Genomic DNA, 24,377 nt, shown 5'->3' with positions numbered 1-24,377 from the left:
AATGACGACGTCCACCGCGGCACCGTCGGGCGCCGCGGCATGGGGTACCCGGGCCGCCTCTCAGCGCAGCGCGCTCTTCTCCTGCCACTCGGTCCACGAGAGGTTCCACGCGCCGAAGCCGTTCCCGGGCTCGACGACTCCCTTGGTGTCCCTGCCGGTGATCTCGAACGGGTCGCCCGGCCGTACCTGCCCGTAGAACCAGGCCGCGTCCGCGTCGCTCATTCCTATGCAGCCGGAACTCTGGTTGGCGTTGCCGAAGTAGCGCGCGTTCCAGGGGGCGGCGTGCGCGTACATGCCCGACCAGGTCAGCCGCATCGAGTAGTCGACCATCTTGTTGTAGGCGTCGGCCAGGCCCACCGTCTCGGAGTTCATGTTGATCGTGCCCTCCTTGGCCATGAGCACGGCGGTTCCGCGCCAGGAGCGCTTGTCACCGCCGGGCGTGCCGCCGGAGACCGGTATGCGCCGCACCGTCTCGCCGTCGCGGACGAGGGTGAGCTGGTGGCTGTCGAGGTCGACCTTGACGATCTGCCGGGTGCCGACGGTGAAGGCGGTCGTGTAGTCGCGTACGAACCAGCCGCCGTCCGCGCCCGAGTCGGTGCCGTTCAACTCGGCGTTCAGTGTGACCTTGGTGCCGGGCTTCCAGTACGACTTGGGCCGCCAGTCCACCCGGTCTCTGCCCGACCAGTCGCGTATCCAGCCCCAGGAGCCCTCGGTGCCGTCCGAGGTGGTGATCTCGAGCTGCTTCTCGACCTCGGCCCGGTTCCTGACCGGATGGTCGAAGACCAGGGAGATCGGCTGGGCGACGCCGACGGTGGTGGCGGCGCCCGGTCGCCAGTCGACCTTGTTGACCTTGTCCGCCGGAGCCGTCGTGAAGCGGGACTTGGTGCTCTTGGCGGTTCCGCCCTCGGACCGGGTCGCCGCCGTCACCGCGTAAGCCGTCCCGGGTACGGCCTTGCGGTCGGAGACCCACGACCGGCCGTCGGCGGCGACCTTGCCTACGAGCCGGTGGCCCTCGGCGTCGGTGACGGTCACCGAGGTGAGTTCGCCGCCCGTGGCCGTGACCCTCACGGGCTTGCCCGCCGGTACCCGCTCTCCCGTGGGCGTGACGGTGACCGTGACCGGGCGGTCGTCGGCGCCCGGCTTCACCTTGGTGTCCGGGGCGCCCGAGGAGGCGCTCGACGAGCAGGCGGCGAGCGGCGCCAGCAGGGCGGCCACGAGGGCGGCCCGGACGCGGGCACGGGCGAGTACGCGGATGCGGGGCAACGGGACCTCCGGGAACGGAACGAGAGCGGGACGAGTCGGCGATGTCGTGACTGTAGAGCCGGAAAACCCGAGGTCAGCCGCTATGGAGCAATGTGACGGCGACTGGTGAGGAACGGTCATGCTCCGGTCACATTCGCCGCGCGGAGCGGTCATGGGCCGCTGTGAGCATCCTGTCCGTCCCCGCCACAGGTCCGGGGAGAAGGAGAGGCTCAGACTGTGTCAGCGCTGCTCGTTCCGCCCGGCCGCGTAAGCCAGGCAGGGGACCGGGGCACCGTCCTGCGACCCATCACCGCGGAGACCTACCGCGCCTTCCTCGCGTCCCCCGACGGCACCGCCCTCGGCGCCGGATTCCTGCAGTGCCCGTCCTGGGCCGACGTCAAGGAGGGCTGGCGCGCCCAACTGCTGGGCTGGGGACCGGATCCGGAGGCAGGCGCGCTGACGGGTGTGGCCCTGGTGCTGCTGCGGCAGTTCCCCGGCACCCGCAAGTACTTCGCCTACCTCCCCGAAGGGCCCGTCGCCGACTGGAGCGACCCCGACGTCGACGGCTGGCTCGGTCCGCTCCTCGAACACCTGCGCCGCGCGGGCGCCTTCGCCGTGCGCATCGGCCCGTCGCCCGCCTACCGGCGCTGGGACTCCGCCCTGCTCAAGCCGCTCGCCGGCCCGGGCCGACGCCTGGGCGACATCCTCGCCAGTGAGGTCGACCCGCTCGGCACCGCCGTCGCCGAGCGGCTGCGGGCCCGGGGCTGGCGCCGCTGCGGTGGTGAGGGGACCGGAGAGGACGGGGACGCCCAGCCCCGGCACGTCTTCCACGTGCCGCTCGCCGGACGCACCGCCGAGGACCTGTGGTCCGGGCTCAACCAGGAGTGGCGACGCAACGTGCGCCGGGCCCAGAAGGAGGGCGTGGAGGTGGTGGTGGGCAGCGCGGCGGAACTCCCCGAGTTCTACCGGCTGCTCGGCGTCACCGAGCGACGCGACGGATTCCGGCTCGGCCGCTCGCTCGCCTACTACGAGCGTCAGTACGCGGCGCTCAACGCCGAGGAACCGGGCCGGATGAAGCTGTACGTGGCCCGTCACCAGGGAGAGATCCTGGCCGCCCACACGATGATCACGGTCGGCCGCCGGGCCTGGTACCAGACCGGCGCCTCGGCCGACCACCGTCGCGAGGTCCGGCCCTCCAACGCCCTGCAGTGGCGGATGCTGCAGGACGCCCACGCCCTCGGCGCCGACGTGTACGACATGCGCGGGGTACCCTCCACTCTCGATCCGGGGGAACGTGCGTACGGACTGCTGCGGTGGAAGCTCGGCACCGGAGGACAGGTCGTCGAGACGTTGGGGGAATGGGAGAGACCAATGGGCGGCAGCGCCAACCACGCGCTTCACCGCGCCTTCCAGGCGTACCTGAACCGCCGATGAAGCAGACGACACCGCCGACGACGCCGGCCGGCGCGGACCGCGCGAACAGCGCGGACGCGACCGGCGCGGACCGCGCGAAAGCGACGAAGACAACCTCCGCGGCACGCAGCAGCGCCGTCATGGCCGCCGGATCCGTCGTCGGCCGGGCCACCGGTTTCGCCCGGTCCGCCGTGGTCGCGGCGGCGCTGGGCACCATCGGGCCGGTCGCCGACGGCTACGCGGTCGGCAACGCCCTGCCCACCATCGTCTACATGCTGCTCCTCGGCGGCGCGCTGAACGCCGTCTTCGTGCCCGAGCTGGTCAAGGCCGCCAAGGAGCACGACGACGGCGGCGTCGCGTACACCGACCGGCTCGTCACCGTCTGCGTCGCCGCCCTGCTGGCGATCACCGCGACCGCGGTGTGGGCGGCCCCCGCGATCGTCGACGCGTACACCGACTACACCGGCCGGCAGGCGGCCATGACCACCGCGTTCGCCCGCTACTGCCTGCCCCAGATCTTCTTCCTCGGACTGTTCACGCTGCTCGGCCAAGTACTCAACGCACGCGGCCGGTTCGGCGCGATGATGTGGACGCCGGTCCTGAACAACGTCGTCGTCATCACCGTCTTCGGCCTGTACCTGGCCCTGACCACGGGACGCGGGGGCACGCTCACCGCGACCGAGACCGCCGTGCTCGGCTGGGGCACGACCGCCGGCATCGCCGTGCAGGCACTCGCCCTCGTCCCCGCCCTGCGCGCGGCCCGCTTCCGCTGGCGGCCCCGCTTCGACTGGCGCGGCAGCGGACTGACCCGCCCCCTGCGCTCGGCCGGCTGGCTGGTGCTGCTGGTCCTGGCCAACCAGGCCGCGTACTGGGTCACCACCCGGCTGGCCACCACCGCGGGCCTCGACGGCGGCCCCGGATACGGCGCGTACAACAACGCCTATGCCCTGTGGGTCGTACCGCACGGCATCATCACGGTCTCCGTGGTGACCGCGCTGGTGCCCCGGATGAGCGCGGCCGCCGCCGACGGGGACACCGCCGCCGTGCGGCGCGACGTCTCCCACGCCCTGCGCGTGAGCGCCTCGGCCGTCGTGCCAGCCGCCTGCGCGCTGTTCGCCCTCGCGCAGCCGGTGATGGCCCTCGTCTTCGGGTACGGCAGGACCAGCGCCGCCGACACGGCCGCCATGGCCGGGATCCTGATGGCCTTCGCGCCGGGCCTGATCGCCCTGTCGGGCCAGTACGTCCTGTCCCGCACCTTCTACGCGCTCTCCGACACCCGTACGCCGTTCCTGCTCAACCTCGTGATCGTCGCCCTCAACGCGGGACTGTCCCTGGCCGCCGCACACCTGCTGCCGGCCCGCTGGGCCGTGACGGGCATGGCGGCGGCGTACTCCCTGGCACTGTGCGCGGGCTGGGTGGTGACCGGCCTGGTGCTCAGCCGCCGGCTCGCCGTCGCCCGCCCCCTGCGCTCGTCCGCCGTCGGCGCTCACGCGCGGCTGCTGCTCGCCGCGGTCCCCGCCACCGCGCTGGGTCACCTCGCGGCCCAGGGCGCTTGGCGGGCGGGTGCCCTCGCCGCCGCAACTGCCGGCGCGGCCGTCGTCGTCCTCACCTTCGCCCTGCTCGCCCGTCCCCTGCGACTCGCCCAACTCGACGCGCTGCTCACGGGCGTACGCCGACGATGGACCCGGACCTGACCATCACCGAGGGAGAACTGCCGATGCCCCGCGTGCTCCTCATCGAGGACGACCCTTCCGTACGCGAAGGGGTCGAACTCGGTCTGCGCCGCCGCGGCCACGAGGTACGGGCGGCCGCGACCGGCGAGGCCGGCCTCGCCGCGCTGGCCGAATTCCGCCCGGATCTGCTGCTGTTGGACCTGATGCTGCCCGGCATGAACGGCGTACAGGTCTGCCGGCAGGTCCGCGAGCGCAGCCAGCTGCCGATCATCATGCTCACCGCGCGCGGCGACGACTTCGACGTGGTCATCGGCCTGGAAGCCGGTGCCGACGACTACATCGTCAAGCCCGCCCGCACCGAGGTGATCGAGGCCCGGATCCGTGCCGTACTGCGCCGCCTGGACGACAGCGGCGCGGGCCGCCCGGCCATCGAGGTCTACGGTGAACTCACCATCGACCGGATCGGACTGACCGTCACCAAAGCCGGCCGGCCGCTCCCGCTCGCCCCCTCCGAACTCAAGCTCCTGCTGCACCTCTCCGCCGCCCCCGAGCAGGTGTTCAGCAGGCAGCAACTGCTGGAGCACGTCTGGGACCACAGCTTCCACGCCGACGCCCGACTGGTCGACGCCTGCGTCGCACGACTGCGCGGCAAGATCGAGGACGAGGCAGGAAGCCCACGCTACGTCCAGACACTGCGGGGCTTCGGCTACCGCTTCGGACCGCTGTGATCACCGGCCCACGTCTCGGTCGGTCGCGCCGCGACAAGGACGCACAACGAGACGGACGGGACGAACGAGAAGGGCGGGACGGGCGGGACGGGCGGGACGCGCCGGGGGCCGTGACCTCCGGCGAGCGGTCGCGGGTCAGGGCGTTCGGGCTGCGTACGCGGCTGCTCCTCGCCTTCCTGATGGTCGCCGCCGTCAGTGCGGGGACGACGGCCGCGCTGACCTACCGTGAGGCCCGCAACGCGGTTTTGCAGACCGCCCAGGACACGGCGGTCACGTCGTTCCGCGAGCACGTACAGCAGACCGCCTTCACCCTGCCCTTGCAGAACGAAGGCCTGGAGGACGTCCTGCGCGACATCGCCCGCAGGGGCAAGCCGCACCCCTGGGTGGTGTTCGCCGAGTACGGTTCGATCCGCGCCTCCTCGGGCGAGAACCCCGTCTCCACCGTCATCACCCCCGAACTGCGCCGGGCCGCGCGGGCCCACCCCTACGGCAGCTTCGAGCGGGTCGTCAAGGACGGCGTTCCCTACCTGACCATCGCCATGCCCATGGTATTCAAGACGAGCCCGGACAGCGTGCTGCCGAGCGGACTCGTCCTCTACGCCGTCATGCGGATGACCGACGAGCAGGTCAACGTCGACGCCCTCCTCATGGCCGCCCGGGACGGCGCCCTGCCCGGCCTCGCCGTCGCGCTGATACCCGGTCTGATCGCCGCCCGCAGCGTGCTGCGCCCGGTGCGGGAACTGCGCCAGGCGGCCCGGAGCATGGGCAGCGGCAGACTCGACACCCGGATCGCGGTACGGGGCAGCGACGAACTGGCGGACCTGGCACGCACCTTCAACGAGTCGACGGGCCAACTGGAGCGGTCCGTACGGGAACTGCGCGCGGCCGAGGAACGCGCCCGCCGCTTCGCCTCCGACGTCTCGCACGAACTGCGCACCCCCCTCGCCGGCATGCTCGCCGTCACGGAGGTCCTCGACGAGGACGCGGACGGCCTGGACTCCGACACCGCCCGGGCGGTCCGGCTGGTCAGCGCGGAGACCGGAAAGCTCGCCGTGCTCGTCGAGGACCTGATGGAGATCTCCCGCTTCGACGCCCGCGCGGCCGAGCTGAACGCGGACGAGGTCGACGTGGCCGAGGCGATCCGCAAGACCCTCCACAACCGGCACTGGACCGACGACCGGGTCCGCGTCGACCTCCCCGACGGCATCCGCGCCCGGCTCGACCCGCGCCGCTTCGACGTCGTGATCGCCAACCTCGTCGGCAACGCCCTGCGGCACGGCGGCGCACCCGTCACCGTAGGCCTGCGCACCGAGGCACGCTCCCCTGAACCGTCCGTGCTGATCACCGAGGTCGTGGACAGCGGACCCGGGATCCGCCCCGCATCGCTCCCGCACATCTTCGACCGCTTCTACAAGGCCGACGCGGCGCGTACCCGCTCGGCGGGCAGCGGCCTGGGACTGGCGATCACCCTGGAGAACGTGAAGCTGCACGGCGGAACGATCCGCGCGGGGAACCGCCCCGAGGGCGGCGCCGTCTTCACCGTCGAGATACCGCTTCACACGGAGGAGGCCGGCGGATGAGGCGTGCGCGGACGCGCCGACGTGCGGCGGCCGTCGCCGTCGTCGCCCTCGTGGCCGCCGTACCGCTGATCGGTGGCTGCGGCATCCAGGAGACCGACGTCATCGAGGCGGGCGGTCCCGCCAGCTTCCAGGCCTTCCTCGACCGTGATTACCACATGCTGCTCTTCTTCCGCACTCCCGACGGAGGGGTGAGCCCCGTCATGCGTGCGACCCAGCCCTCGGCCGAGTTCGGCGACCACTACTTCGATCCGGGCGCCGAAGAGCAGAACTCCGCCGACGAGTCCGGACTGGTGCCGACCGAGAAAGTCGTCCTGGCGTTGCTCGGCGGTCCCCACGAGGACGACCGGGCCGCCGGCCTGAGCACCTCCCTTCCCACCGCCCGCCCCGGCGGGGCCCTGAAGGTCGACTCCTCCCCGGACGGCAGGGTCACGGCCCGCCTGCCCCTCGCCCTGGGGGACCTGGACAGCATCGCTCTACGTCAGCTGACCTGCACGATCGCCTACAGCCAGGACGCCGAGGGCCAGGTCGTCGTACAACTGACGGGCCAGGACGGGGCATCGAGGTCCGGCACCTGCGGACTGGCCCCCGGCAGCGCCGAAAACGCACCCGCGGCCACCGGGACCCGGGCCCGGACGACGCCGTCCGGCACGACCGGCTGAGAACGCGTCACACGGGGTGGCGCCTACCGCTTCTGTGCCCTGTAGCGCTTCATCAGCACGGTGATCCGCGCCTGGTCCGCCCGGCCGTTGAGCTCGGCCAGGAGATCGTCAGGGCACAACTCGTAGAGATCGCCCCACCACCGGCGCCCTCGGTTGTCCCAGACGCGGTAGCCACCCGGCACACCCCTGGCGACGTAGCGTCTCCTGCTCACTGTTCCCCCGTCATCCGACCCCGTCCCGTCATCGAAGCGGGACCCTACGCAGGCGGCGGCCGTCCGGCGAGGGGGTTTCGAGCGGTTCCCCCCCACGGATCGGAGTCGAGCAGGCCACTGGTGCACCCGCGGCCCGCGGGGCTCAGCGCACCGGGAAGCCGAAGGAGTAGCCCTGCTCCTTGAGTTGGGGGAGGAGACGGCGCAGGGCCTCGACGGTCTGGGAGCGGTCACCGCCCGCGTCATGGAAGAGGAGTGTCGGCCCGCCTGGCAACTCACGCTCGACTGTGGCGACGATGGCGTCCGTGCCCGGCCGCTCGAAGTCCTTGGTGTCCACGTTCCAGCCCAGCGGGCGCATGCCCCGGGAGGCGGCGAGCGTGCGGCTGTAGGGGGTGAAGGCTCCGCCGGGCGCCCGGTAGTACATCGGCCGTACGCCCCCGGACGCCTCGGTGATCATGCGCTCGGCGTCGAGGATCTGCTGCGACTGGTAGGCCTGGGACTGCTTGTCCATGGTGGTGTCGTGCGACACCGAGTGGTCGCACAGCCGGTGCCCGGCGGCGACCACCTTCTTCACGAGGTCCGGGTGGGCCTGGGCCTGGGTCCCCACCATGCAGAACGTGGCCTTCACCCCGTGCTCCCGCAGCACGTCGAGGACTTGCGGGGTCCACACGGGGTCGGGCCCGTCGTCGATGGTGATGTTGACGCCGCGCCTGCCCGCGTCCGACGCGTGCGCGATGGTCGCCTCGACCGGCTTGACGTCACCGGCCGGCGTGGCCGACGTGGTCGCCTTCGGTGACGATCCGACCACGGCACCGGCCTGCGCGGTCCACGCCGCGGCACCGGCAGCGAGCACCGTCACCCCCAGCGCCGCCCCGACCACCTTGCCGTACCAGCCCCGCCCGCCGCTGTGCCGTGCCATGTCCGCCCCGCCTTCGCGCAGTTCCGCACCGATCCTCGGTCGACCCGCGACCACCTGGCAGGACGAGCGACGGCGCCCTCGGGATGCGTCCGTTACCGATCACGGACAATCCCGGGGGAGTTCGCGGACAACTCGCGGACACTAGACGAGCAGCGGCCGGGACCCGCGCACACGTCGTGCGGCCGACCCGGCAGACAGGCCACCTCGAGGGACGCGAGGCACGACGGGGCCGGGCAGGGCCGGGTGGGGCCGGGTGGGGCCGGTGGGAGGTGGCCTTCGATGCCGCGGAGCCAGCACGTGTCCGGACGGCTGGCCCGTGTCCGACGGGGCTCGCCCGTGTCCGACGGGGGCTTGCCCATGTCCGACGGGGGCTCGCCCGTGTCCGACGGGGGCTCGCCCGTGTCCGACGCCGGAGCGTCGCGTGACCGCGCGCGGTAGCTCGGCTACGCAACTTTCGGTCCCGGCAGACTCCTTGACCGCCGAGATCCGCACCGTGTAGACATCACGCCTACTGGATGTTTACGTAAACATACCGCCTCCCGACCCCCACCACGCAGGCCCCGATCTCTGTTCCCCGCCGGGACGCGCGGCGCACAGAAGAGCTGGAGTACTCGAGATGGCACACCCCACCCGTAGGAGAAGGCTCCTGGGCATCGGCATCACGGCCCTCGCCACCGGGACCGTCCTGGCCGCCACCTCGGTGCCGGCCGCGCCCGCGGAGCCGACCGCCACCGCCTCGGTCACCGTCCGGCCCGACCCCTCCTACCAGCAGGAGAGGTTCGAGGGGTGGGGCACGAGCCTGGTCTGGTTCGCCAACGCCACCGGCGACTACCCGCCCGCGGTACGCGAGAAGCTGGCCCAGCTCCTCTTCGGGGACGACGGCCTCGCCCTCAACATCGCCCGCTACAACATCGGCGGCGGCAACGCCCCGGACGTCAAGGACTACCTGCGCGCCGGAGGGGCGGTCGAGGGCTGGTGGAAGGCCCCGGCCGGCACCACCCGCGAGGACGTCGACTGGTGGGACGCCGACGACCCCGCCGACTGGAACAACAAGGCCGACAAGACGCAGCGGTGGTGGATCGACCGCATCAAGAAGGACATCACCCACTGGGAGACGTTCAGCAACTCGCCGCCGTGGTTCATGACCGAGAGCGGGTACGTCTCCGGCAACTTCGACGCGGGCAAGGACCAGCTGAAGACCGAGTCCGTGGAGGACTTCGCCAAGTACCTGGTGGGGGCCACCGAGCGCCTGGAGAAGGCGCACGGCATCAAGGTCGACACGCTCGACCCGTTCAACGAGCCGAACACCAACTACTGGGGCACCAAGCTCGGTGCGGACGGTGAGCCCGTCGGCGGCCGGCAGGAGGGCGCCCACATCGGCCCCGAGCTCCAGCAGAAGGTGATCCGCGCGCTGGCCCCGACCCTGGAGGCGTCCAGGACGAACGCGGAGATCTCCGCGATGGACGAGACCAACCCGGGTCTGTTCGCCACCAACTGGAACTCCTACCCCCAGGAGGTCCGCGACCTCGTCGGCCAGATGAACGTCCACACCTACGGCACCGGCCAGCGCACCACCGTGCGCGACCTGGCCAAGGCCGCGGACAAGCCGCTGTGGATGAGCGAGGTCGAGGGCGACTGGGGCGACGGCCAGAGCTTCACGGACATGCGGCCCGGCCTGGGCCTGGCCCAGCGCATGGTCGACGACCTGCGTGAACTGGAGCCCAGCGCCTGGGTGTTCTGGCAGCCCGTCGAGGACTACGACAACATGAAGCCCGGCGGCGAGTCCGCGAAGGGCGGCAACTGGGGCGAGATCCAGCTCCCGTTCAGCTGCACGTCCGCGGACACCCTCAAGACCTGCCCGATCTACACGAACACGAAGTTCGACACGGCCCGCAACTTCACCCACTACATCAAGCCCGGCGACCGGCTGATCAAGACGGACGACACCTCCAGCACCGCGGCCATCTCCAAGAAGGGCAACGCGGCGACGGTCGTCCACGTCAACAGCACCACCGAGGCGCGCGACGTCACCCTCGACCTGTCGAAGTTCGGCCGGATCTCCTCCCACGCCACCGTCACCCCGGTGGTGACCAGCGCCGACGGCAAGCTGGACAAGCAGAGGCCCGTCCGGGTCACCGGCAAGCAGGCCACCCTCACCGTGCCCGCCCAGTCCGTGACGTCCTTCCTCGTCAAGGGAGTCTCCGGCGTCGCCAAGGACGCGGCCGAGCTGCGCAAGGGCCACACCTACCGGCTGACCGGCGTCCAGAGCGGCAAGGACCTCACCATCGCGGACAACGGCACCGGCCTCGTCATCAAGAGCGCCGACTCCACCGACCCCAGTGGTCAGCAGTGGCGCCTGGAGCGGATCACCGGCACCGACAACCGCAAGCGCTACACCTTCGCCGAGGCCTCCGAGGACAAGCGGCTCGCCGTCCGGGACGGCGCCCTGGTGGCCGAGCCCGCCGAAGGCCGCCCCGACAGCGCCGCCCAGTGGATCATGTCCACCACCGGCGACGGCACCTGGACCCTCGTCAACGCCGCCACCGGCCGACTCGCGGACGTCAACGGCCAGTCCACCAACGAGGGCGCCGGCGTGGGCGTATGGCTGGCGAACTCCGGCACCAACCAGCGCTGGAAGGTGACGGACGTGACGACCGCCGCCGCCGCGCAGACCGAGTAACACGCCTGCCCGCCGGCATCCGTCGGCCACCTCGCCCCCCACCTGCGACGCCCCCGCCCGTCGCCGCCGTGTCCCGGCGGCGACGGCTCGGGGGCGTCGAGCCATCTGGGGTGGTCGTCGCGGGCCGTCGGCGGGAGTTCTGGCTTCAGCGTGATGCTCGCGATGTGCTTGCCGAGGATGTCGCTCCCTGCCGTTGCCGGGTGATCGCAGGCAGGGCGGCGGCCACCACGTCGGTCGGGTCGCCCCGCCTCAGGCAGGGACGCTCGCACGTTTCCGCTCCGCCTCGGCGAGGCGCGCCGAGCGGGTCAGGGGGCCGACGACGGCCAGGGTGATCGCGCCGACCATCCAGGTGCCGGCGATGAAGTAGAAGACGCTCCGATAGCCGTTGCCGGTGTAAGGGCCGCGACGATCAGTGGGCCGGCGGCGTTCGAGAGCCGGCCGAGGCCGTAGGAGACGCTCGTGCCCAAGGAGCGGCCGCGGGTGTCGAAGAGCTCGGGGGAGTAGGTGTAGGCGAGGGCGGTGTAGCCGCGCTCGAAGAGGTTCACCAGGAAGCCGAACACGAGGATGAGGACCGGGTTGAAGGTGAGCCCGTACAGCAGGCCGCACACCGCGATCACCGAACCGAAGACGACCAGGCGCCACTTGCGCTCGAACCGGTCGGTGACCAGCGACGCCAGGTCACAGCCGAGTGGGGCGCCGACCGTGGTCAGGGCCACGTAGAAGACGGACTTCTCGACGCTGGAGCCCTCCTTGGCCAGCAGGGTGGGTGCCCAGCTCGAGTAGCCGAAGAAGCCGATGGTCTGCGTCATCCACAGCACCGTGAGCAGCAGCGTCGGGTACAGGTACTTCTTCTGGAGGAGCAGCCGCAGCGGTGCCTTCGCCGGCGGCGTTTCGTCGACCGGGGGCGCGGGCTCGGGGAGGGGGCCCTTCTCCGCCGCCACGCTCGCCTCGATCTCCCGCAGGACCGCGTCGGCCTTGGCGTGCTCTCCCCTGCTTTCGAGCCGGCGGGGTGACTCCCTGAGGTGGCGGGCGAACAGGACGAGCAGGACGCCGAGCGAGCCCCAGAGGTAGACCAGCCGCCACGACCAGTCGCTGAGCGGCACGACCGCGCCGGCGCGTGAGGTCGTCCGGGCCGGCTGGATGAGTATCTGGGAAACCGTGCACCTGTCGCTGGGCGCTGATGCCGACAAGACCGCAAGCTTCTTCGCCTGCGGCATGCTCGGCAACACGCTTACCGCCATCGGGCTTCCAGTGGGTGCCGGGAGGTGAGGGAGTCTTCTGGGCGGCGATGCGTCAGTGCACGCCTGCCGCGTCGAGCAGGGTCGTCACGGTGGGCGCGACGAGCCCGGTCAAGTTGTCGGCCTGAATCCCCGCGCGGGCGCTCGCGCCGTCGAAGACCAGGCTGAGCTGCCGGGCCAGCAGATCCGGATCGCCCGCCCCGCCCTGCTCGGCCTCGGCGCGGAAGAAGGCCGTCAGGTTCGCCTTGACCTGGCGGGCCACGCGGCTCGCAGGGTGACTCTGGTCCTTGAGCTCGATCTGCACGGCCAGATACCGACAACCTCGGAACTCGGGCGCTCCTGCCTGCGATTCCACCTGCTCGAAAACGTGCAGGATCCGCTCGCGGGGTGACCGGCCGTCGTCCATCGCGGGCAGGAGAGTTGCCACGTAGGCGGAGGCGCGCTCCTTCAGGCTCGCTGCCAGGAGTTCGTCCTTGCTCTCGAACAGCTGATACATGGAGCGCTTCGACACCCCCGCCGCCTTGCACAGCGCCTCGACGCCGATGTTGACGCCGTCTCGGTAGGTGAGCGTGGCCGCCGCCTCCAGCAGCCGCTCCCTGGGGCTCAGTTTCACTTCGGTGCTCATGTCGTGAGGTTAACCCGGAGTGGACGAAATGAAAACCGATCGGTTTCCGGAGGTCTCCGGCGAGGGCTCGGTCAGCATGCCGCCGAGCAGGAGTCCGACCGCGGCGCCCGCATCTGACAACGCACTGAAGATGCCGAAGGCTTTCGGCCTTTCGGCCGGGTCGGTGAAGGTCACGCTGAGCAGCGATAGCGCCGCCGGTCAGACCGGCGGAGAGCTCGTCATCCCAGGCGGCAGGCGGTCACGGGCGCGGACCGCTCCGGTGAACCGGGCCTCGCCCGGACTTGCGCCTGGAAACCGATCGGTTTACTCTACTGGAAACCGATCGGTTTCACGCTCTCCGGAGCGAGTCGTGACCGTTTTGGTGCCCCCCTCACCCACAAGGAGTCGGCGAGATGCCCAACCAAGAGTCACGTCCCACGATCCACATTCCGGGGACCACCAGCCACACGATCCCCCCTCGCGGCGGCCGTGAGGGACAGCTTCGCTACCTCAAGGCGGGCACCGGCGCCCCCCTGGTCCTGCTGCACACCGTGCGCACCCAGGCCGAGCACTTCCGCCTCCTCATCCCGCTGATCGCGGACCACTACACGGTCTACGCCCTGGATCTGCCGGGGATGGGCTACTCGGAGATCGTGCCCGGGGCGTCGTACGACGAACCCGCGATGCGTGCGGGCGTCGAGCGGCTGCTGACCGAACTCGACCTGCACGACGTGACGTTGGTCGGCGAGTCCATGGGCGCGGTGCTGGCCCTGACCACCGCGGCCGATCTCCCCGAGCGCGTCCGACGCGTCGTCGCGGTCAACACCTACGACTTCCGCGGCGGCATCTCCCGCTCCAGCCTCCTCGCCCGGGTGGTGGTCGGTGGTGTCCTCGCACCCGGCGTGGGCCCCGTGATGGCCGGGGTCCAGCCCAAGCCCGTCGTGCGCGCGATCCTTCAGGGCGGCCTCGGCGACAAGAGCGCCCTGCGCGAGGACTACCTCGACGAGCTCCTCCGCGTGGGCAGCCGCCCCGGCTACCCCACCGTCGCCCGGGCCGTGTACCAGGCCCTGCCCAGCCTCATCGCGGCCCGCTCGCGCTACCCCGAGGTCAAGGCGCCCGTCCACCTCGTCTACGGGGAGAAGGACTGGTCCCGGCCCTCGGACCGGGAGGCCAACAAGAAGCTGCTGCCAGCCGCCGAGTTCACGCAGGTGCCGAAGGCCGGCCACTTCATCGCCCTGGAACGGCCTGATGTGCTGGCCGACCTGCTGAACGCGGTGGCCTGACCGTCCCGAAAGCGCTGTGGCCACCCGCGTTCGGGTGTAGTGCGTAACCGGGACCGGGTCGCGGACGTCACCGGTGTGGTCTCCGCCGGACAGTACCCGGCCATCAGCGGAGAGGACCTGGCCGAGGTGTTCAGCACCCGGCTCGGGCGGACCGTGACCTACGAGGCGACCGACCCCCACGCCCGGGACTCTGGCGCAGCGGTGCTGCCGGCCGTCCACAGGGCGACGGGGCCGGTGCGGTCACCCGCGTGAGTCCGGAGAAGGTCTGAGCCGAGGCGCCTTATACCCCGCTCGGTGTGGGCTCGGCATCCGGCGGTGGGGCTCGCCGCCAACGTCAACCGGACCAAGTTCGCACGAACCGGGCAAACTCCTGCTCCGCCCTCTCCATAGCCTGTCCCTGTCAGTCGTAGGAAGACCGCTCGTAGGGAAAGCAGTGGCTCGTTGCCGGTGGCGAACAGCGGCAGGATCGCCACCACGTCCGGCGGTCCGTCCGAGTACCGGAGACCCCGTAGGGACCACGCGCTATCTGCACTCGGCATACGCCCTGGTCATGGCCCGTGCCCATGGCGCCGGACCTCGTGCTTCCCCCCAGCAGAGAGGTAGGTCTTTCCTACATGTCCAGATTCCTCAGCAGGCGACGTGTCCTCGCCACGGGCGCGGGTGCCGCCCTCGGTCTCGGCGCCGCCGCGGCTCCGGCCACAGCCTCTCCTTCCGCGCCCCGGCACGCCTCCGGCCCCGAGGAGACCAGGACGCTCGACGAGCTGTACCGGGCCGCCCTCGCCGAGGGCGGCAAGCTCGTGCTCTACGCCGGCGGTGACACGCCGAACCAGCTGGACGCCGTCAAGGCGGGCTTCACGCGGCGTTTCCCGGGCATCGACATGACGCTTGTCGTGGACTACAGCAAGTACCACGGCACCCGTGTCGACAACCAGCTCGCGACCGGCAGCCTCGTCCCCGACCTCGTCCAGCTGCAGACTTTGCACGACTTCGCGCGCTGGAAGGAGCAAGGCCGTCTGCTGCCCTACAAGCCCGCCGGGTTCTCCAAGCTGCACCACCGCTTCCGGGACCCGCAGGGCGCCTGGGTGGCGGGCGCGGTGATCGGCTTCAGCTTCATGTACGGCCCGGCGGCGGTCGGTTCGGACGCGCCGCGCACTCCGCTCGACCTGGTCGACCCGAAGTGGAAGGGGAAGATCGCCTCGTCGTACCCGCATGACGACGACGCGGTCCTGTATCTCTACACGCTGTACGCCGAGCGGTACGGCTGGGACTGGGTGGCCCGGTTGGCCGCACAGGACGTGCGGTTCGGGCGGGGCACCGATTTCCCCGAGGACGCGGTGAGCGGCGGCCAGGCGGCGATCGGTGTCGGCGGGTCGGGGTCCCTGGCGGCGTCGGCGTCGCAGCCCGTGCGGTGGGCGGTGGCCGACGGGCATCCGTTCGTGGCCTGGGGGCAGCGCCTCGCGGTCCTGAGACAGGCCAAGAACCCGACCGCGGCCAAGCTCTACATCAACTGGGTGCTGTCCGCCGAACGGCAGCAAGCAGCCCGCTTCGGCTGGTCGGTACGGACCGACGTCACTCCCGCGGGCGGGCTGAAGCCGATCTGGGAGTACCCGAACGCCCACCTCGACGGCTTCCCCCGCTTCATGGCCGACCGTGCCGAAGTGGAGCGCTGGAAGCAGACGTTCGCCCTGTACTTCGGCGAGGTCAAGGGCGACCCCACGACGGGCTGGCTCGGGCTGCACCCCGGAGCGTGACCATGGGCGGGGTCGCAGGTCCCACCGGTGGGCCACGCCGCCAGGGCTGCGTCGTTCTCGCGGGGTGTCCGGTTTGATCAGCTGATGTTCGGTCAGCGGCTGCTCCCGGTTGGAGGGCAGCCAGATCGTCAAGCCACACGAGCAGGCGTGAGAGATGCGGGTCCTCGTGGTTGTCCGCTCTCACGGGCACGCTAGGGCACGGCTTCGAAGCGCGGTGGGCGGAAGCGAGTGTGAGCGGGCTCTGCGCTTGGCCGGCTGGTTCGGATGTCCAAGTCGGGCGGGCTTGTGAGTGCACAGCCCTGCCGGTGTCGGAATTGCCGATCAGACACAACAGCGCCTTCCTGCCCCATGCCGGACAGGATCTCGACGCCAGACCGACCGGCAGTGCCAAGGCGACGCGAGCAAGGCCGATGTGAATCGCCTGCCGCACACGGCACCCCGTCGCACGTTTGACGCTCATCCGCCTCGACGTCGCGAAACCTCCGGCCGCAAGTTCCTATCAAGCCGTAGGGAAATCCCCACAGTTCACGGCAGTCGACCTGTGAGCGTGAACCCTCAAGTAACGTCTCCGGACACTCCGCTCCAACGGCCTCCCCACCCCCCATGTCGACGGAGACCACACCCCATGTCCGCTGTGACGAACGCATCCGGGTCCGGTTCGCCGGACGCCCGATGCAGCTCGGCCGGTCGTTCAGCAACCGGTCGTCTCGGCGCGCGACTCGACAACGAAACGGCCGTCCGCGCGGTGCCACCGCCCCGGCCGGAAGCGGCCCGCGCGCTGCCACCGCCCCGGCCGGCAGCGGCGGATCCGGGCTGGGGCGAGGGAGTGGTGTTCCCGGGCATCGGACACCGGCCAGGTTTCCCCGCAGGGGGTTCCGCGCAGCTGGAGAACCTCACCGTCCGGCCCGTATGGGCGTGATCACCGTTCGCGTCGGAGCGAGTGCGCAGAGGTCGCCACTCGACTTCACATTCACCACCGGATGAGAGGGACATACACAGCATGCGATCGATCAACCGACTGACAACATCAGTCGTCGGAGCGGCCGTGCTCCTGGGCTGCGTCTCGGGACCGGCCGTGTCACAGGCGAAGCAGGACGGCACACGGGTGCTGGTGTTCTCCAAGACGGCCGGCTTCCGCCACGGCTCGGTCTCCGCCGGCATCGCGGCGGTGAAACAGCTCGGCGAGACGGGCGGCTTCACGGTCGACGCGACGGAGGACGCCGGAAACTTCACGGCCGACAACCTCGGGCGCTACGACGCGGTCGTGTTCCTGTCGACGACCGGTGACGTCCTGAACGCCGCCCAGGAGACGGCCTTCGAGGGCTACATCCGCAGTGGCGGGGGCTACGTCGGCATCCACGCGGCCGCCGACACCGAGTACGACTGGGCGTTCTACGGAGGGCTCGTCGGTGCCTACTTCGAGTCGCATCCGTGGTGGCCGATGCGTGCCACGGTGCACGTCGAGGACCGCGCCCACCCGGCGACCGCTGACCTGCCCACCACCTGGAACCGCACCGACGAGTGGTACAACTTCCGCTCGAATCCCCGGGAACGGGTCCGCGTCCTGGCCTCCGTCGACGAGTCCTCGTACTGGGGCGGCACCATGAACGGCGACCATCCGATCGCCTGGTGCCAGAACTACCAGGGCGGCCGCTCCTTCTACACCGGCATCGGCCACAGCAAGGAGTCCTTCGCCGAACCCGCCGTCCGTCAGCACCTGTTGGGCGGGATCCAGTGGGCCACCGGCGCCGTCGAGGCGGACTGCCGGCCGGAGAGCGGCTAGCGGCCGCTCGTCGACGGCACGGCGATCCGCCGCCGCATCACCGTCGCGTACTGACGGACGTCGCTCGTCGAGGGCGTCTGTTACGGCATCAGGCTGACCGGCAGTGCCAAGGCGATGCGAGCAAGGCCGATGTGAAGCGCCCGCTGCTCTCGCTCGGCCGGCTCCCCTGCGCGGCAGGCCACCCAGGCCTGGCTCTCACGGCGGCGGCTCGGTACGAGGCAGGGTCCGGCCGAGTCACCCGGCAGGTGTGGGCCAAGGTGTGTGCCCAGGCGCTGCTGGATCAGGCCGGCCACCCAGGACGTGACGTCGTCGGCATCCGACGACAAGATCCGGCTCTTCCGCGCGTTCCGGCAATCACTCCCCGGCGCCTTCAGGCCCCGGAACCCGGTCGGAGAGACGACCCTCGAAGCAGCTCTCACTAGAGTGCGATCCATGGAACCCCGTTGGCTCTCCCCCGAGGAGCAGCGCGCCTGGCGTGCCTACCGCGACCTCGGCCTGGTACTGGAAGACGCTCTCGACCAGGAACTGCGACACAAGTCCGGCCTCAGCCACCTGTACTACTCGGTGATGGTGTTCCTCTCGGAGGCCCCAGAGCGACGGCTGCGCATGACAGACCTCGCCGAACAGCTGAAGATCGCCCGGACACGGCTCTCCTACACCGTCACCCGCATGGAGGAGCGCGGCTGGGTGCGCCGCGAGGATGCGCCGGGGGACGGGCGGGCCCAGCTCGCCGTGCTGACGGAGGAGGGGCTGACCGCCCTTGAGCAGGCCGCCCCCAGTCACGTCGCCACCGTCCGGGCTGCCGTCTTCGACCGGCTGACGCCCGAGCAGGCGCGCGCCTTCGGTGAAGCGTGCGAGATCATCCTCGCCGGCCTCACGGGCCCGGACCGCCCGGCCTTCCCCGCCGACCTCCCCTGGCGCCGCTGACCTCCCTCCAGAGGCAGAGACGAGCCTGCCGAACTCCCACACCCCCTCCCCGACTTCTCTGCGCGACCACCCAGGCACCCATCGCAATATCTTGCAGATTTGCAATATCGACCCTAAGGTGAAGGTAGATGCTTGAACTATCAAGCTGCTTCCCCTTCCTGCCCCACCACGAAGGAGTCGAGTGTGAAGTCCCCCCACAAGGCATGGGCCGTCGCCGTCGCCCTGGGCGTCCTGGCCGCGAGCGGTGCCACCGTCGCCGCCGCCACCCCTTCCCCCAAGTCCGCCCCCAAGCCCACGAGTGAAGAAGACCAGCTGCAGAAGCTGTACAAGGAAGCCGTGGCCGAGGGCGGCCGCCTGGTCGTCTACGCCGGCGGTGACAAGCCGGGCCAGGCGGACTACCTCAAGGACGCGTTCGTCAAGAAGTTCCCCAAGATGAAGGTCGACATCGTCGTCGACTTCAGCAAGAACCACGACGCCCGCGTCGACAACCAGATCGCCGAGCACCACGTGGTTGCCGACGTCGTCCACCTCCAGACCGTCGACGACTTCCCGCGCTGGAAGAAGGAAGGCGTGCTGCAGAAGTACAAGCCGGTCGGCTGGAACAAGGTCTTCGACCAGATCAAGGACAAGGACGGCTACTACACCGGCCTGTTCTTCTTCGCCTTCTCCAACGTCACGGCCACCAAGCTCGGTGACGACGCGCCCGTCGAGGCCAAGGACTTCCTCAAGCCCGAGTTCAAGAACAAGCTCGTCTTCACCTACCCGAACGACGACGACGCCGTCCTCTACTACTTCAAACAGCTCACCGACAAGTACGGCTTCGACTATCTGAAGAAGCTGCTCGCCCAGAACCCGAAGTTCGTACGCGGCACCCAGGACTCCGCCGACCTGGTCGGCTCCGGTGACTACGTGGCGAGCTTCGGCACGAGCGGAGGCGCCCCGGGCGTCGCTGAGACCACCCTGCCGAAGAGGTCGCCGTGGGTCGCCTGGCCGCAGACCGGTGCCATCCTCAAGGATGCCCCGCACAAGGCCGCCGCCAAGCTCTACCTGAGCTGGCTGCTGTCCAAGGATGCCCAACAGAACTCCATCGGCACCTGGAGCGCCCGCACCGACGTCGCCGCGCCGGCGGGCCGCAAGGGCATCTTCGACTACGAGAACATGAACCCGCTCGGTCTCGGCGAGTTCATGAACAACCGCACCGCCCTCGACCGCTACAAGGCCCGCGTCAACCTCTATGTCGGCGACGTCAAGGGCGTGAACCCCTCCGACCCGAAGGGCGTGCTCGGCCTGTACCCCGTCGACCAGGACGGCACCCAGGGCTGACGGGTCCTTCTCCGCCTCCCTTTGCTCCCCACCAGAGGGGTGGAAGTCATGGCCACCCACACGGCCGCCTGAGCTTGACGGTTGCCTCGGTGAGCTGGGCGTTCCTTGATAGACTCAGCGAGTTGACCGTCTTGCCGACGTCGTGACGCCTGGCCTGGGGCCTGCTCTTCGAGCCGGGAGGCCGTCCAGGGCCCGGGCGTGTGGGTTTCGGCGCGGCCGCCGGTCTCGCGGCGGTCGCGTCGCGGAGGTTGCGAAACCCGTGGCGGTCGGGGGCCGGGTGAGGCGGTGGGGTTCGGTGCGGCGTACCCAGGGCCGGTGGACGTCCCGCGCCGCGGACCGCGACCGAGTCGCCACCCTGGCCCAAGGCCACGCCACCGCCGACGAGATCGACCGGCGGCTGGCCGCCCTCACCGCCGCCCCCTCTCCTTCAAGGTCCTCGACCTCGACTTCCCGGCCGGCAGCAAGAACAGGCGAGGTCCTTGCCGACGCCTTCCCCGACGCCACCTTCGTCACCCCCTCGATCGTCATCGAGCACATCAAGCACTCCTACGAGGGCAAGCTCAAGGCGTGGGCGGCCCTCGGCCCGAACCTGCGCTCCCGTCCGGCGCACCTCCTTCGGTCGGAAGTGGCAGGGCTCGCGGGGTCGTTGGCCTCCCGGACGGATACCGCTTCCACGACCGCCGTCACACCGGGCACACCCTTTCGGCCCGCTCCGGCGCCACCCTCGAGGACACGATGGTCCGAGCCGGGCAGTCCTCCGAGAAGGCCGCGCTGGTCTACCAGCACTCCGACGAGGAGCGGGCAGCGGGAGGTGGCTGCCGGGCTCGACGACCTGGTGTGCGCCGAGCGTGCGAAGTGCCACACGGACGACCCCGCGCACCACCGCGAGGAGGCTGCTGCCGAGAGCTAATGGTGCGGTTGTGGTGCGCGACCGGCCCACCGGTCTAGACGACAAAGAACCCCCGGATCCCTGACCCGGGGGTTTCGCGTGGAGCGGGTGACGAGAATCGAACTCGCGCTCTCAGCTTGGGAAGCTGATGTTCTACCATTAAACTACACCCGCGTAAGACGCCGGTCGGAACCGGTGTCGGAACGCGTGGTCACTTTACCTCATGTGGGGCCCCCGGCGCTGAAGCCGTGGGCCCTGTCGCGTCGTGGGGGGTGTGACGGGGCTGCGGGGGGCCGGAGTTGGGGCGTACGGTGGAGACGTGGGAGAGGGGCCGGGTGGGTCGGAGTGCCGCCTGGAGGGTCGTCTCTTTGATCCCGTAATGTGGCTTTTGTCGTCAGGCAAGCAGTAGCCCAGACGCGGCTCTTGGGGAAGGGACTCATGGACTTGATGGAGCGCACCGTCGTCCGATGTGCCGACGGGCACGTGTTCAGCACCACTTCGTTCCCGATGCAGCAGGCCGAGCGGCTCGGTCCCGGGCGGCTCGTCCGGTGTCCACGGTGTGCGCGGCTCCGCAGTGCGGTGCCGGTGACCTTGGAGAAGCGCTGAGGGATGGATACCAGGCGCGCTGGCCGTCCGATGGTGGTCGGTCCGCGCGCCTTGCGTATCCTCGGGGCGTGCTTCTCTCAGACAAGGACATCCGGGCCGAGATCGACGCCGGGCGCGTGCGGATCGATCCATTCGACGAATCCATGGTGCAGCCGTCCAGTATCGACGTACGGCTCGACCGTTACTTCCGGGTGTTCGAGAACCACCGGTACCCCCACATCGACCCGGCCATCGAGCAGGCGGACCTCACGCGGCTCGTCGAGCCGGAGGGGGACGAGCCGTTCATCCTGCACCCCGGGGAGTTCGTTCTCGCCTCGACCTACGAGGTCATCACGCTGCCCGACGATCTCGCCTCCCGGCTCGAGGGCAAGAGTTCCCTCGGCCGGCTCGGCCTGGTCACGCACTCCACGGCCGGGTTCATCGACCCCGGGTTCTCCGGGCACGTGACCCTCGAGCTGTCCAACCTCGCCACCCTGCCCATCAAGCTGTGGCCCGGTATGAAGATCGGTCAGCTGTGCATGTTCCGGCTGAGCTCGCCGGCCGAATTCCCGTACGGCAGCGAGCGGTACGGGTCCCGGTACCAGGGTCAGCGCGGCCCCACCGCCTCCCGGTCCTTCCTCAACTTCCACCGGACCCAGGTGTGAGGGCGGCGATATGAGCGACGTCCGGGAGAACCTGACGTACGACGTGTTCGGCACCGCCGTGCGCGAGCTGGCCCAGACCATCGCCGACGACGGCTACGAGCCCGACATCGTGCTCAGCATCGCGCGGGGCGGCGTGTTCGTCGCCGGAGGACTCGCCTACGCCCTCGACTGCAAGAACATCCACCTGGTGAACGTGGAGTTCTACACAGGCGTGGGGACGACCCTCGACATGCCCGTCATGCTCGCGCCCGTCCCCAACGTCATCGACTTCTCCTCCAAGAAGATCCTCATCACCGACGACGTCGCCGACACCGGCAAGACACTCAAGCTGGTGCGTGACTTCTGCCTCGACACCGTCGCCGAGGTGCGCAGCGCCGTCATCTACGAGAAGTCGCAGTCGCTGGTGAAGTGCGAGTACGTGTGGAAGCGCACCGACGACTGGATCAACTTCCCCTGGAGTGTGTTGCCTCCAGTACACAAGTCGGGGACCGCGCCCAGGGAGAACAAGGAAGCGCTTTGACGCGGGAACGGCCGGGGGCATGAGCTGGGTCGCCCACGTGATGATCTCGGCGGATCTCTCCGACGGGGCGCACGTCGACGCCCTGAGCGACTGGCTGCGGGATGAGGCTCCGTGGCGTGAGCAGCCGGGCGTGCCGGGCGTGCGCGGTGTCGGGTTCCTGCGTCTGATCACCGGTCCGGATTCAGGGTGGGGCGGCGGGAAGCATCCCGAGTGCGCGGTCTGGGCGGGCGTCCTCAACCATGCCGATCTCGACGCTCTCCGGCAGCGGGTCGCCGGGGCGCCGTGGCGGGAGCCTCATGCCGTACAGCTTTTGATCATGGATCAGGAGGAGTCGTTCTTCCGCCTGTGGATGATCCGGGGCGGCGAGCTGACGCAGTACGCGCCGGTGCGTCCCTCCGAGGAGGACGCGGATTTCTAGCCGGCAAGGGCTAAAAGCAAAGAGGTCAAAGGGCTCAAAGGGCTCCCGGTCGGTTACCGGGAGCCCTCTCGTATCGGCGATACGCCTAGAACGTGCCCAGCTTCACGATCGACAGCAGTGCGATCAGCTGGATCGCCGCCGCGCCGAGGGCCTTCGGCCACGGGAGGTCGTGGGAGCGGCTGACCATCAGGGTCAGCAGGGCGCCGGCCGCGACCCAGGTGGCCCAGCCGAGGAGCTGGACGAAGGACGCGTCGCCGCCGAAGAACATGGCGACGATGAGGCGCGGGGCGTCCGTGAGGGACATGATCAGCATGGAGAGGCCGACCGTGGGCTGCCAGGCGCCGTCGCCGCCGAGCTGACGGGCCAGGGTGTGGGTGACCACGCCCAGGACGAAGGAGCTCAGCACCATCGCGACCGCGGTGATCAGGACGATCGGGACCGCGTTCGACAGGGTGGCGTTGATCGCCTCCTCGCGGGCGCCGTCGAATCCGAAGACCGCGAGCAGGCCGTAGATGAACGACACGACGAGGGCCGGGCCCCACATCGTGTAGTCGCGCATCTGGAGGAAGGTCTGGTTCGGCGCGAGGAAGACACCCCGCAGGAGGTCCTTCCAGTGCAGGCGGGGGCCGACCGGGGCCGCGGGGGCCGCGCCGGCGCGGTAGGTGCCGCCCTGGTTGTACGGGTCCTCGCCGACCGAGAAGGCCTGGGTGTGCCCCGGGTTGTTGGCGGCGTACGGGTCCGGCCCGGGCTGCGGCGGGTAGGCGCCGCCGTCGCCGAAGTACTCGGGTTCGTCGTAGCCACCGGCCTGCGGGGCACCGCCGCCGTACTGCTGCTGCCCCGGGTAGGGCTGCGGCGCCGGCGGGTAGCCGTGCGACGGCCCCTGGGGTGAGCCGTACGACGGCCCCGGGGGCGTTTGCTGCTGCCCGTACGGAGGTTGTTGCGGTCGCGCGTGAGGAGCGCCGTTGTCCCGGCCGCGTCCGATCCTGAATCCAGCCACGTCTTCGAACGTACCTGGTCCCGGAGAGTGACGTGCCGGGCCCGGCGTTCCGGGCCCGGCTTTGCGGCCGAGCTGTGACATCCCCTAGGGGGAGCCACAGGGGTTCCTCAGGGTGGCGGGTCGGTGCCGTCGGCGAAGGGCCGAATGGCTGGTCGGCGGTCCGGAGGGCGCGGCGGCGGCCGGGCAGTCGTACAGACCCGTGCGAACGGTCCCTACGGACCGCGTGCGGACCGCGTACAAACCTCGTACGGGCCGCTCGTACGGGCCGCTCGTACGAACCGCCTGGTCAGT

20 protein-coding genes, 1 tRNA gene and 3 pseudogenes are annotated in these 24,377 nt (G+C 70.3%); 16 read left to right on the top strand and 8 right to left on the bottom strand.

The window, feature by feature from the left end:
- Positions 1-60 precede the first annotated feature (60 nt).
- Entirely contained in the window at positions 61-1,263 is a 1,203-nt protein-coding gene (locus AQJ84_RS15845; protein WP_030044306.1) for a L,D-transpeptidase, read from the bottom strand.
- 216 nt (positions 1,264-1,479) lie between these two features.
- On the opposite strand from AQJ84_RS15845, the gene AQJ84_RS15840 reads away from it, so the two are divergent.
- The 5 genes from AQJ84_RS15840 to AQJ84_RS15820 are packed head-to-tail and all read left to right on the top strand — an operon-like array spanning position 1,480 to position 7,295.
- Positions 1,480-2,676: a lipid II:glycine glycyltransferase FemX gene (locus AQJ84_RS15840; RefSeq protein WP_030044307.1), complete on the top strand. Its 1,197-nt coding sequence runs from the start codon at positions 1,480-1,482 to the stop codon at positions 2,674-2,676.
- Positions 2,673-4,349, top strand: a complete 1,677-nt coding sequence (gene murJ, locus AQJ84_RS15835) for a murein biosynthesis integral membrane protein MurJ (protein ID WP_053193112.1) — start codon at positions 2,673-2,675, stop codon at positions 4,347-4,349. The genes AQJ84_RS15840 and murJ overlap by 4 nt, the downstream gene beginning before the upstream one ends.
- A gap of 23 nt (positions 4,350-4,372) precedes the next feature.
- A complete protein-coding gene (locus AQJ84_RS15830) occupies positions 4,373-5,056 on the top strand; it encodes a response regulator transcription factor (RefSeq protein ID WP_030044309.1) in 684 nt (227 codons plus the stop codon).
- Positions 5,053-6,636, top strand: a complete 1,584-nt coding sequence (locus tag AQJ84_RS15825; RefSeq protein WP_030044310.1) for a sensor histidine kinase — start codon at positions 5,053-5,055, stop codon at positions 6,634-6,636. The genes AQJ84_RS15830 and AQJ84_RS15825 overlap by 4 nt, the downstream gene beginning before the upstream one ends.
- Entirely contained in the window at positions 6,633-7,295 is a 663-nt protein-coding gene (locus AQJ84_RS15820; RefSeq protein ID WP_053193109.1) for a hypothetical protein, read from the top strand. The genes AQJ84_RS15825 and AQJ84_RS15820 overlap by 4 nt, the downstream gene beginning before the upstream one ends.
- Positions 7,296-7,318: 23 nt before the next feature.
- Here AQJ84_RS15820 and AQJ84_RS15815 read toward each other — a convergent pair whose 3' ends face one another.
- On the bottom strand, positions 7,319-7,507 hold the full coding sequence (locus tag AQJ84_RS15815) for a hypothetical protein (RefSeq protein ID WP_030044312.1): 189 nt from the start codon (positions 7,505-7,507) through the stop codon (positions 7,319-7,321).
- A gap of 142 nt (positions 7,508-7,649) precedes the next feature.
- Positions 7,650-8,423: a polysaccharide deacetylase family protein gene (locus AQJ84_RS15810; protein ID WP_030044313.1), complete on the bottom strand. Its 774-nt coding sequence runs from the start codon at positions 8,421-8,423 to the stop codon at positions 7,650-7,652.
- A gap of 616 nt (positions 8,424-9,039) precedes the next feature.
- On the opposite strand from AQJ84_RS15810, the gene AQJ84_RS15805 reads away from it, so the two are divergent.
- Positions 9,040-11,103, top strand: coding sequence for a glycoside hydrolase (locus AQJ84_RS15805; protein ID WP_030044314.1), 2,064 nt, complete (start codon positions 9,040-9,042; stop codon positions 11,101-11,103).
- A 249-nt stretch (positions 11,104-11,352) separates the two neighbouring features.
- On the opposite strand, the pseudogene AQJ84_RS15800 reads toward AQJ84_RS15805, so the two are convergent.
- From AQJ84_RS15800 to AQJ84_RS43060, 3 genes and pseudogenes are all read right to left on the bottom strand, one after another.
- Positions 11,353-12,218, bottom strand: a pseudogene (locus AQJ84_RS15800) (MFS transporter); the annotation flags it as partial.
- Between the two features lie 178 nt (positions 12,219-12,396).
- Complete coding sequence (locus AQJ84_RS15795; protein WP_053193107.1) at positions 12,397-12,966, bottom strand: TetR/AcrR family transcriptional regulator; 570 nt, start codon at positions 12,964-12,966, stop codon at positions 12,397-12,399.
- 9 nt (positions 12,967-12,975) lie between these two features.
- Entirely contained in the window at positions 12,976-13,140 is a 165-nt protein-coding gene (locus AQJ84_RS43060; protein WP_157875024.1) for a hypothetical protein, read from the bottom strand.
- 218 nt (positions 13,141-13,358) lie between these two features.
- Here AQJ84_RS43060 and AQJ84_RS15790 point away from each other — a divergent pair, with 218 nt between their 5' ends.
- The 7 genes and pseudogenes from AQJ84_RS15790 to AQJ84_RS40935 all read left to right on the top strand — a co-directional run.
- Complete coding sequence (locus AQJ84_RS15790; RefSeq protein ID WP_053193104.1) at positions 13,359-14,228, top strand: alpha/beta fold hydrolase; 870 nt, start codon at positions 13,359-13,361, stop codon at positions 14,226-14,228.
- A gap of 39 nt (positions 14,229-14,267) precedes the next feature.
- On the top strand, positions 14,268-14,480 hold the full coding sequence (locus tag AQJ84_RS15785; RefSeq protein WP_030044318.1) for a hypothetical protein: 213 nt from the start codon (positions 14,268-14,270) through the stop codon (positions 14,478-14,480).
- Between the two features lie 362 nt (positions 14,481-14,842).
- Positions 14,843-15,979 (top strand): ABC transporter substrate-binding protein, encoded by a 1,137-nt coding sequence (locus AQJ84_RS15780; protein WP_030044319.1) that lies wholly within the window; start codon positions 14,843-14,845, stop codon positions 15,977-15,979.
- Between the two features lie 1,000 nt (positions 15,980-16,979).
- Positions 16,980-17,759 (top strand): annotated as a pseudogene (locus AQJ84_RS15775) (ThuA domain-containing protein); the annotation flags it as partial.
- 435 nt (positions 17,760-18,194) lie between these two features.
- The gene (locus tag AQJ84_RS15765) at positions 18,195-18,689 is read left to right on the top strand and encodes a MarR family winged helix-turn-helix transcriptional regulator (RefSeq protein WP_030044321.1); all 495 of its coding nucleotides are present in this window, start codon (positions 18,195-18,197) and stop codon (positions 18,687-18,689) included.
- 183 nt (positions 18,690-18,872) lie between these two features.
- Complete coding sequence (locus AQJ84_RS15760; RefSeq protein ID WP_030044322.1) at positions 18,873-20,012, top strand: ABC transporter substrate-binding protein; 1,140 nt, start codon at positions 18,873-18,875, stop codon at positions 20,010-20,012.
- A 593-nt stretch (positions 20,013-20,605) separates the two neighbouring features.
- Positions 20,606-20,922 (top strand): annotated as a pseudogene (locus tag AQJ84_RS40935) (tyrosine-type recombinase/integrase); the annotation flags it as partial.
- A gap of 79 nt (positions 20,923-21,001) precedes the next feature.
- Here the strand turns inward: AQJ84_RS40935 and AQJ84_RS15750 are convergent.
- Positions 21,002-21,075, bottom strand: a tRNA-Gly gene (locus tag AQJ84_RS15750).
- A 500-nt stretch (positions 21,076-21,575) separates the two neighbouring features.
- Here AQJ84_RS15750 and dcd point away from each other — a divergent pair.
- Genes dcd through AQJ84_RS15735 form a run of 3 tightly spaced genes read left to right on the top strand, consistent with a single transcriptional unit; the run spans position 21,576 to position 23,089 of the window.
- A complete protein-coding gene (gene dcd / locus AQJ84_RS15745) occupies positions 21,576-22,151 on the top strand; it encodes a dCTP deaminase (RefSeq protein WP_030044324.1) in 576 nt (191 codons plus the stop codon).
- Positions 22,152-22,161: 10 nt separating this feature from the next.
- Positions 22,162-22,671, top strand: a complete 510-nt coding sequence (locus AQJ84_RS15740; protein ID WP_030044325.1) for a phosphoribosyltransferase — start codon at positions 22,162-22,164, stop codon at positions 22,669-22,671.
- Between the two features lie 19 nt (positions 22,672-22,690).
- Complete coding sequence (locus AQJ84_RS15735) at positions 22,691-23,089, top strand: hypothetical protein (protein ID WP_030044326.1); 399 nt, start codon at positions 22,691-22,693, stop codon at positions 23,087-23,089.
- Between the two features lie 85 nt (positions 23,090-23,174).
- Here the strand turns inward: AQJ84_RS15735 and AQJ84_RS15730 are convergent, their stop codons facing one another.
- Positions 23,175-24,167: a YIP1 family protein gene (locus AQJ84_RS15730; RefSeq protein ID WP_078632357.1), complete on the bottom strand. Its 993-nt coding sequence runs from the start codon at positions 24,165-24,167 to the stop codon at positions 23,175-23,177.
- Positions 24,168-24,377 lie beyond the last annotated feature (210 nt).

This window comes from Streptomyces resistomycificus, assembly GCF_001514265.1.
Classification (GTDB): Bacteria; Actinomycetota; Actinomycetes; order Streptomycetales; family Streptomycetaceae; genus Streptomyces; species Streptomyces resistomycificus.
Note: the sequence above shows the minus strand (reverse complement) of the source record. Positions and strands in the feature narration are given on the sequence as shown.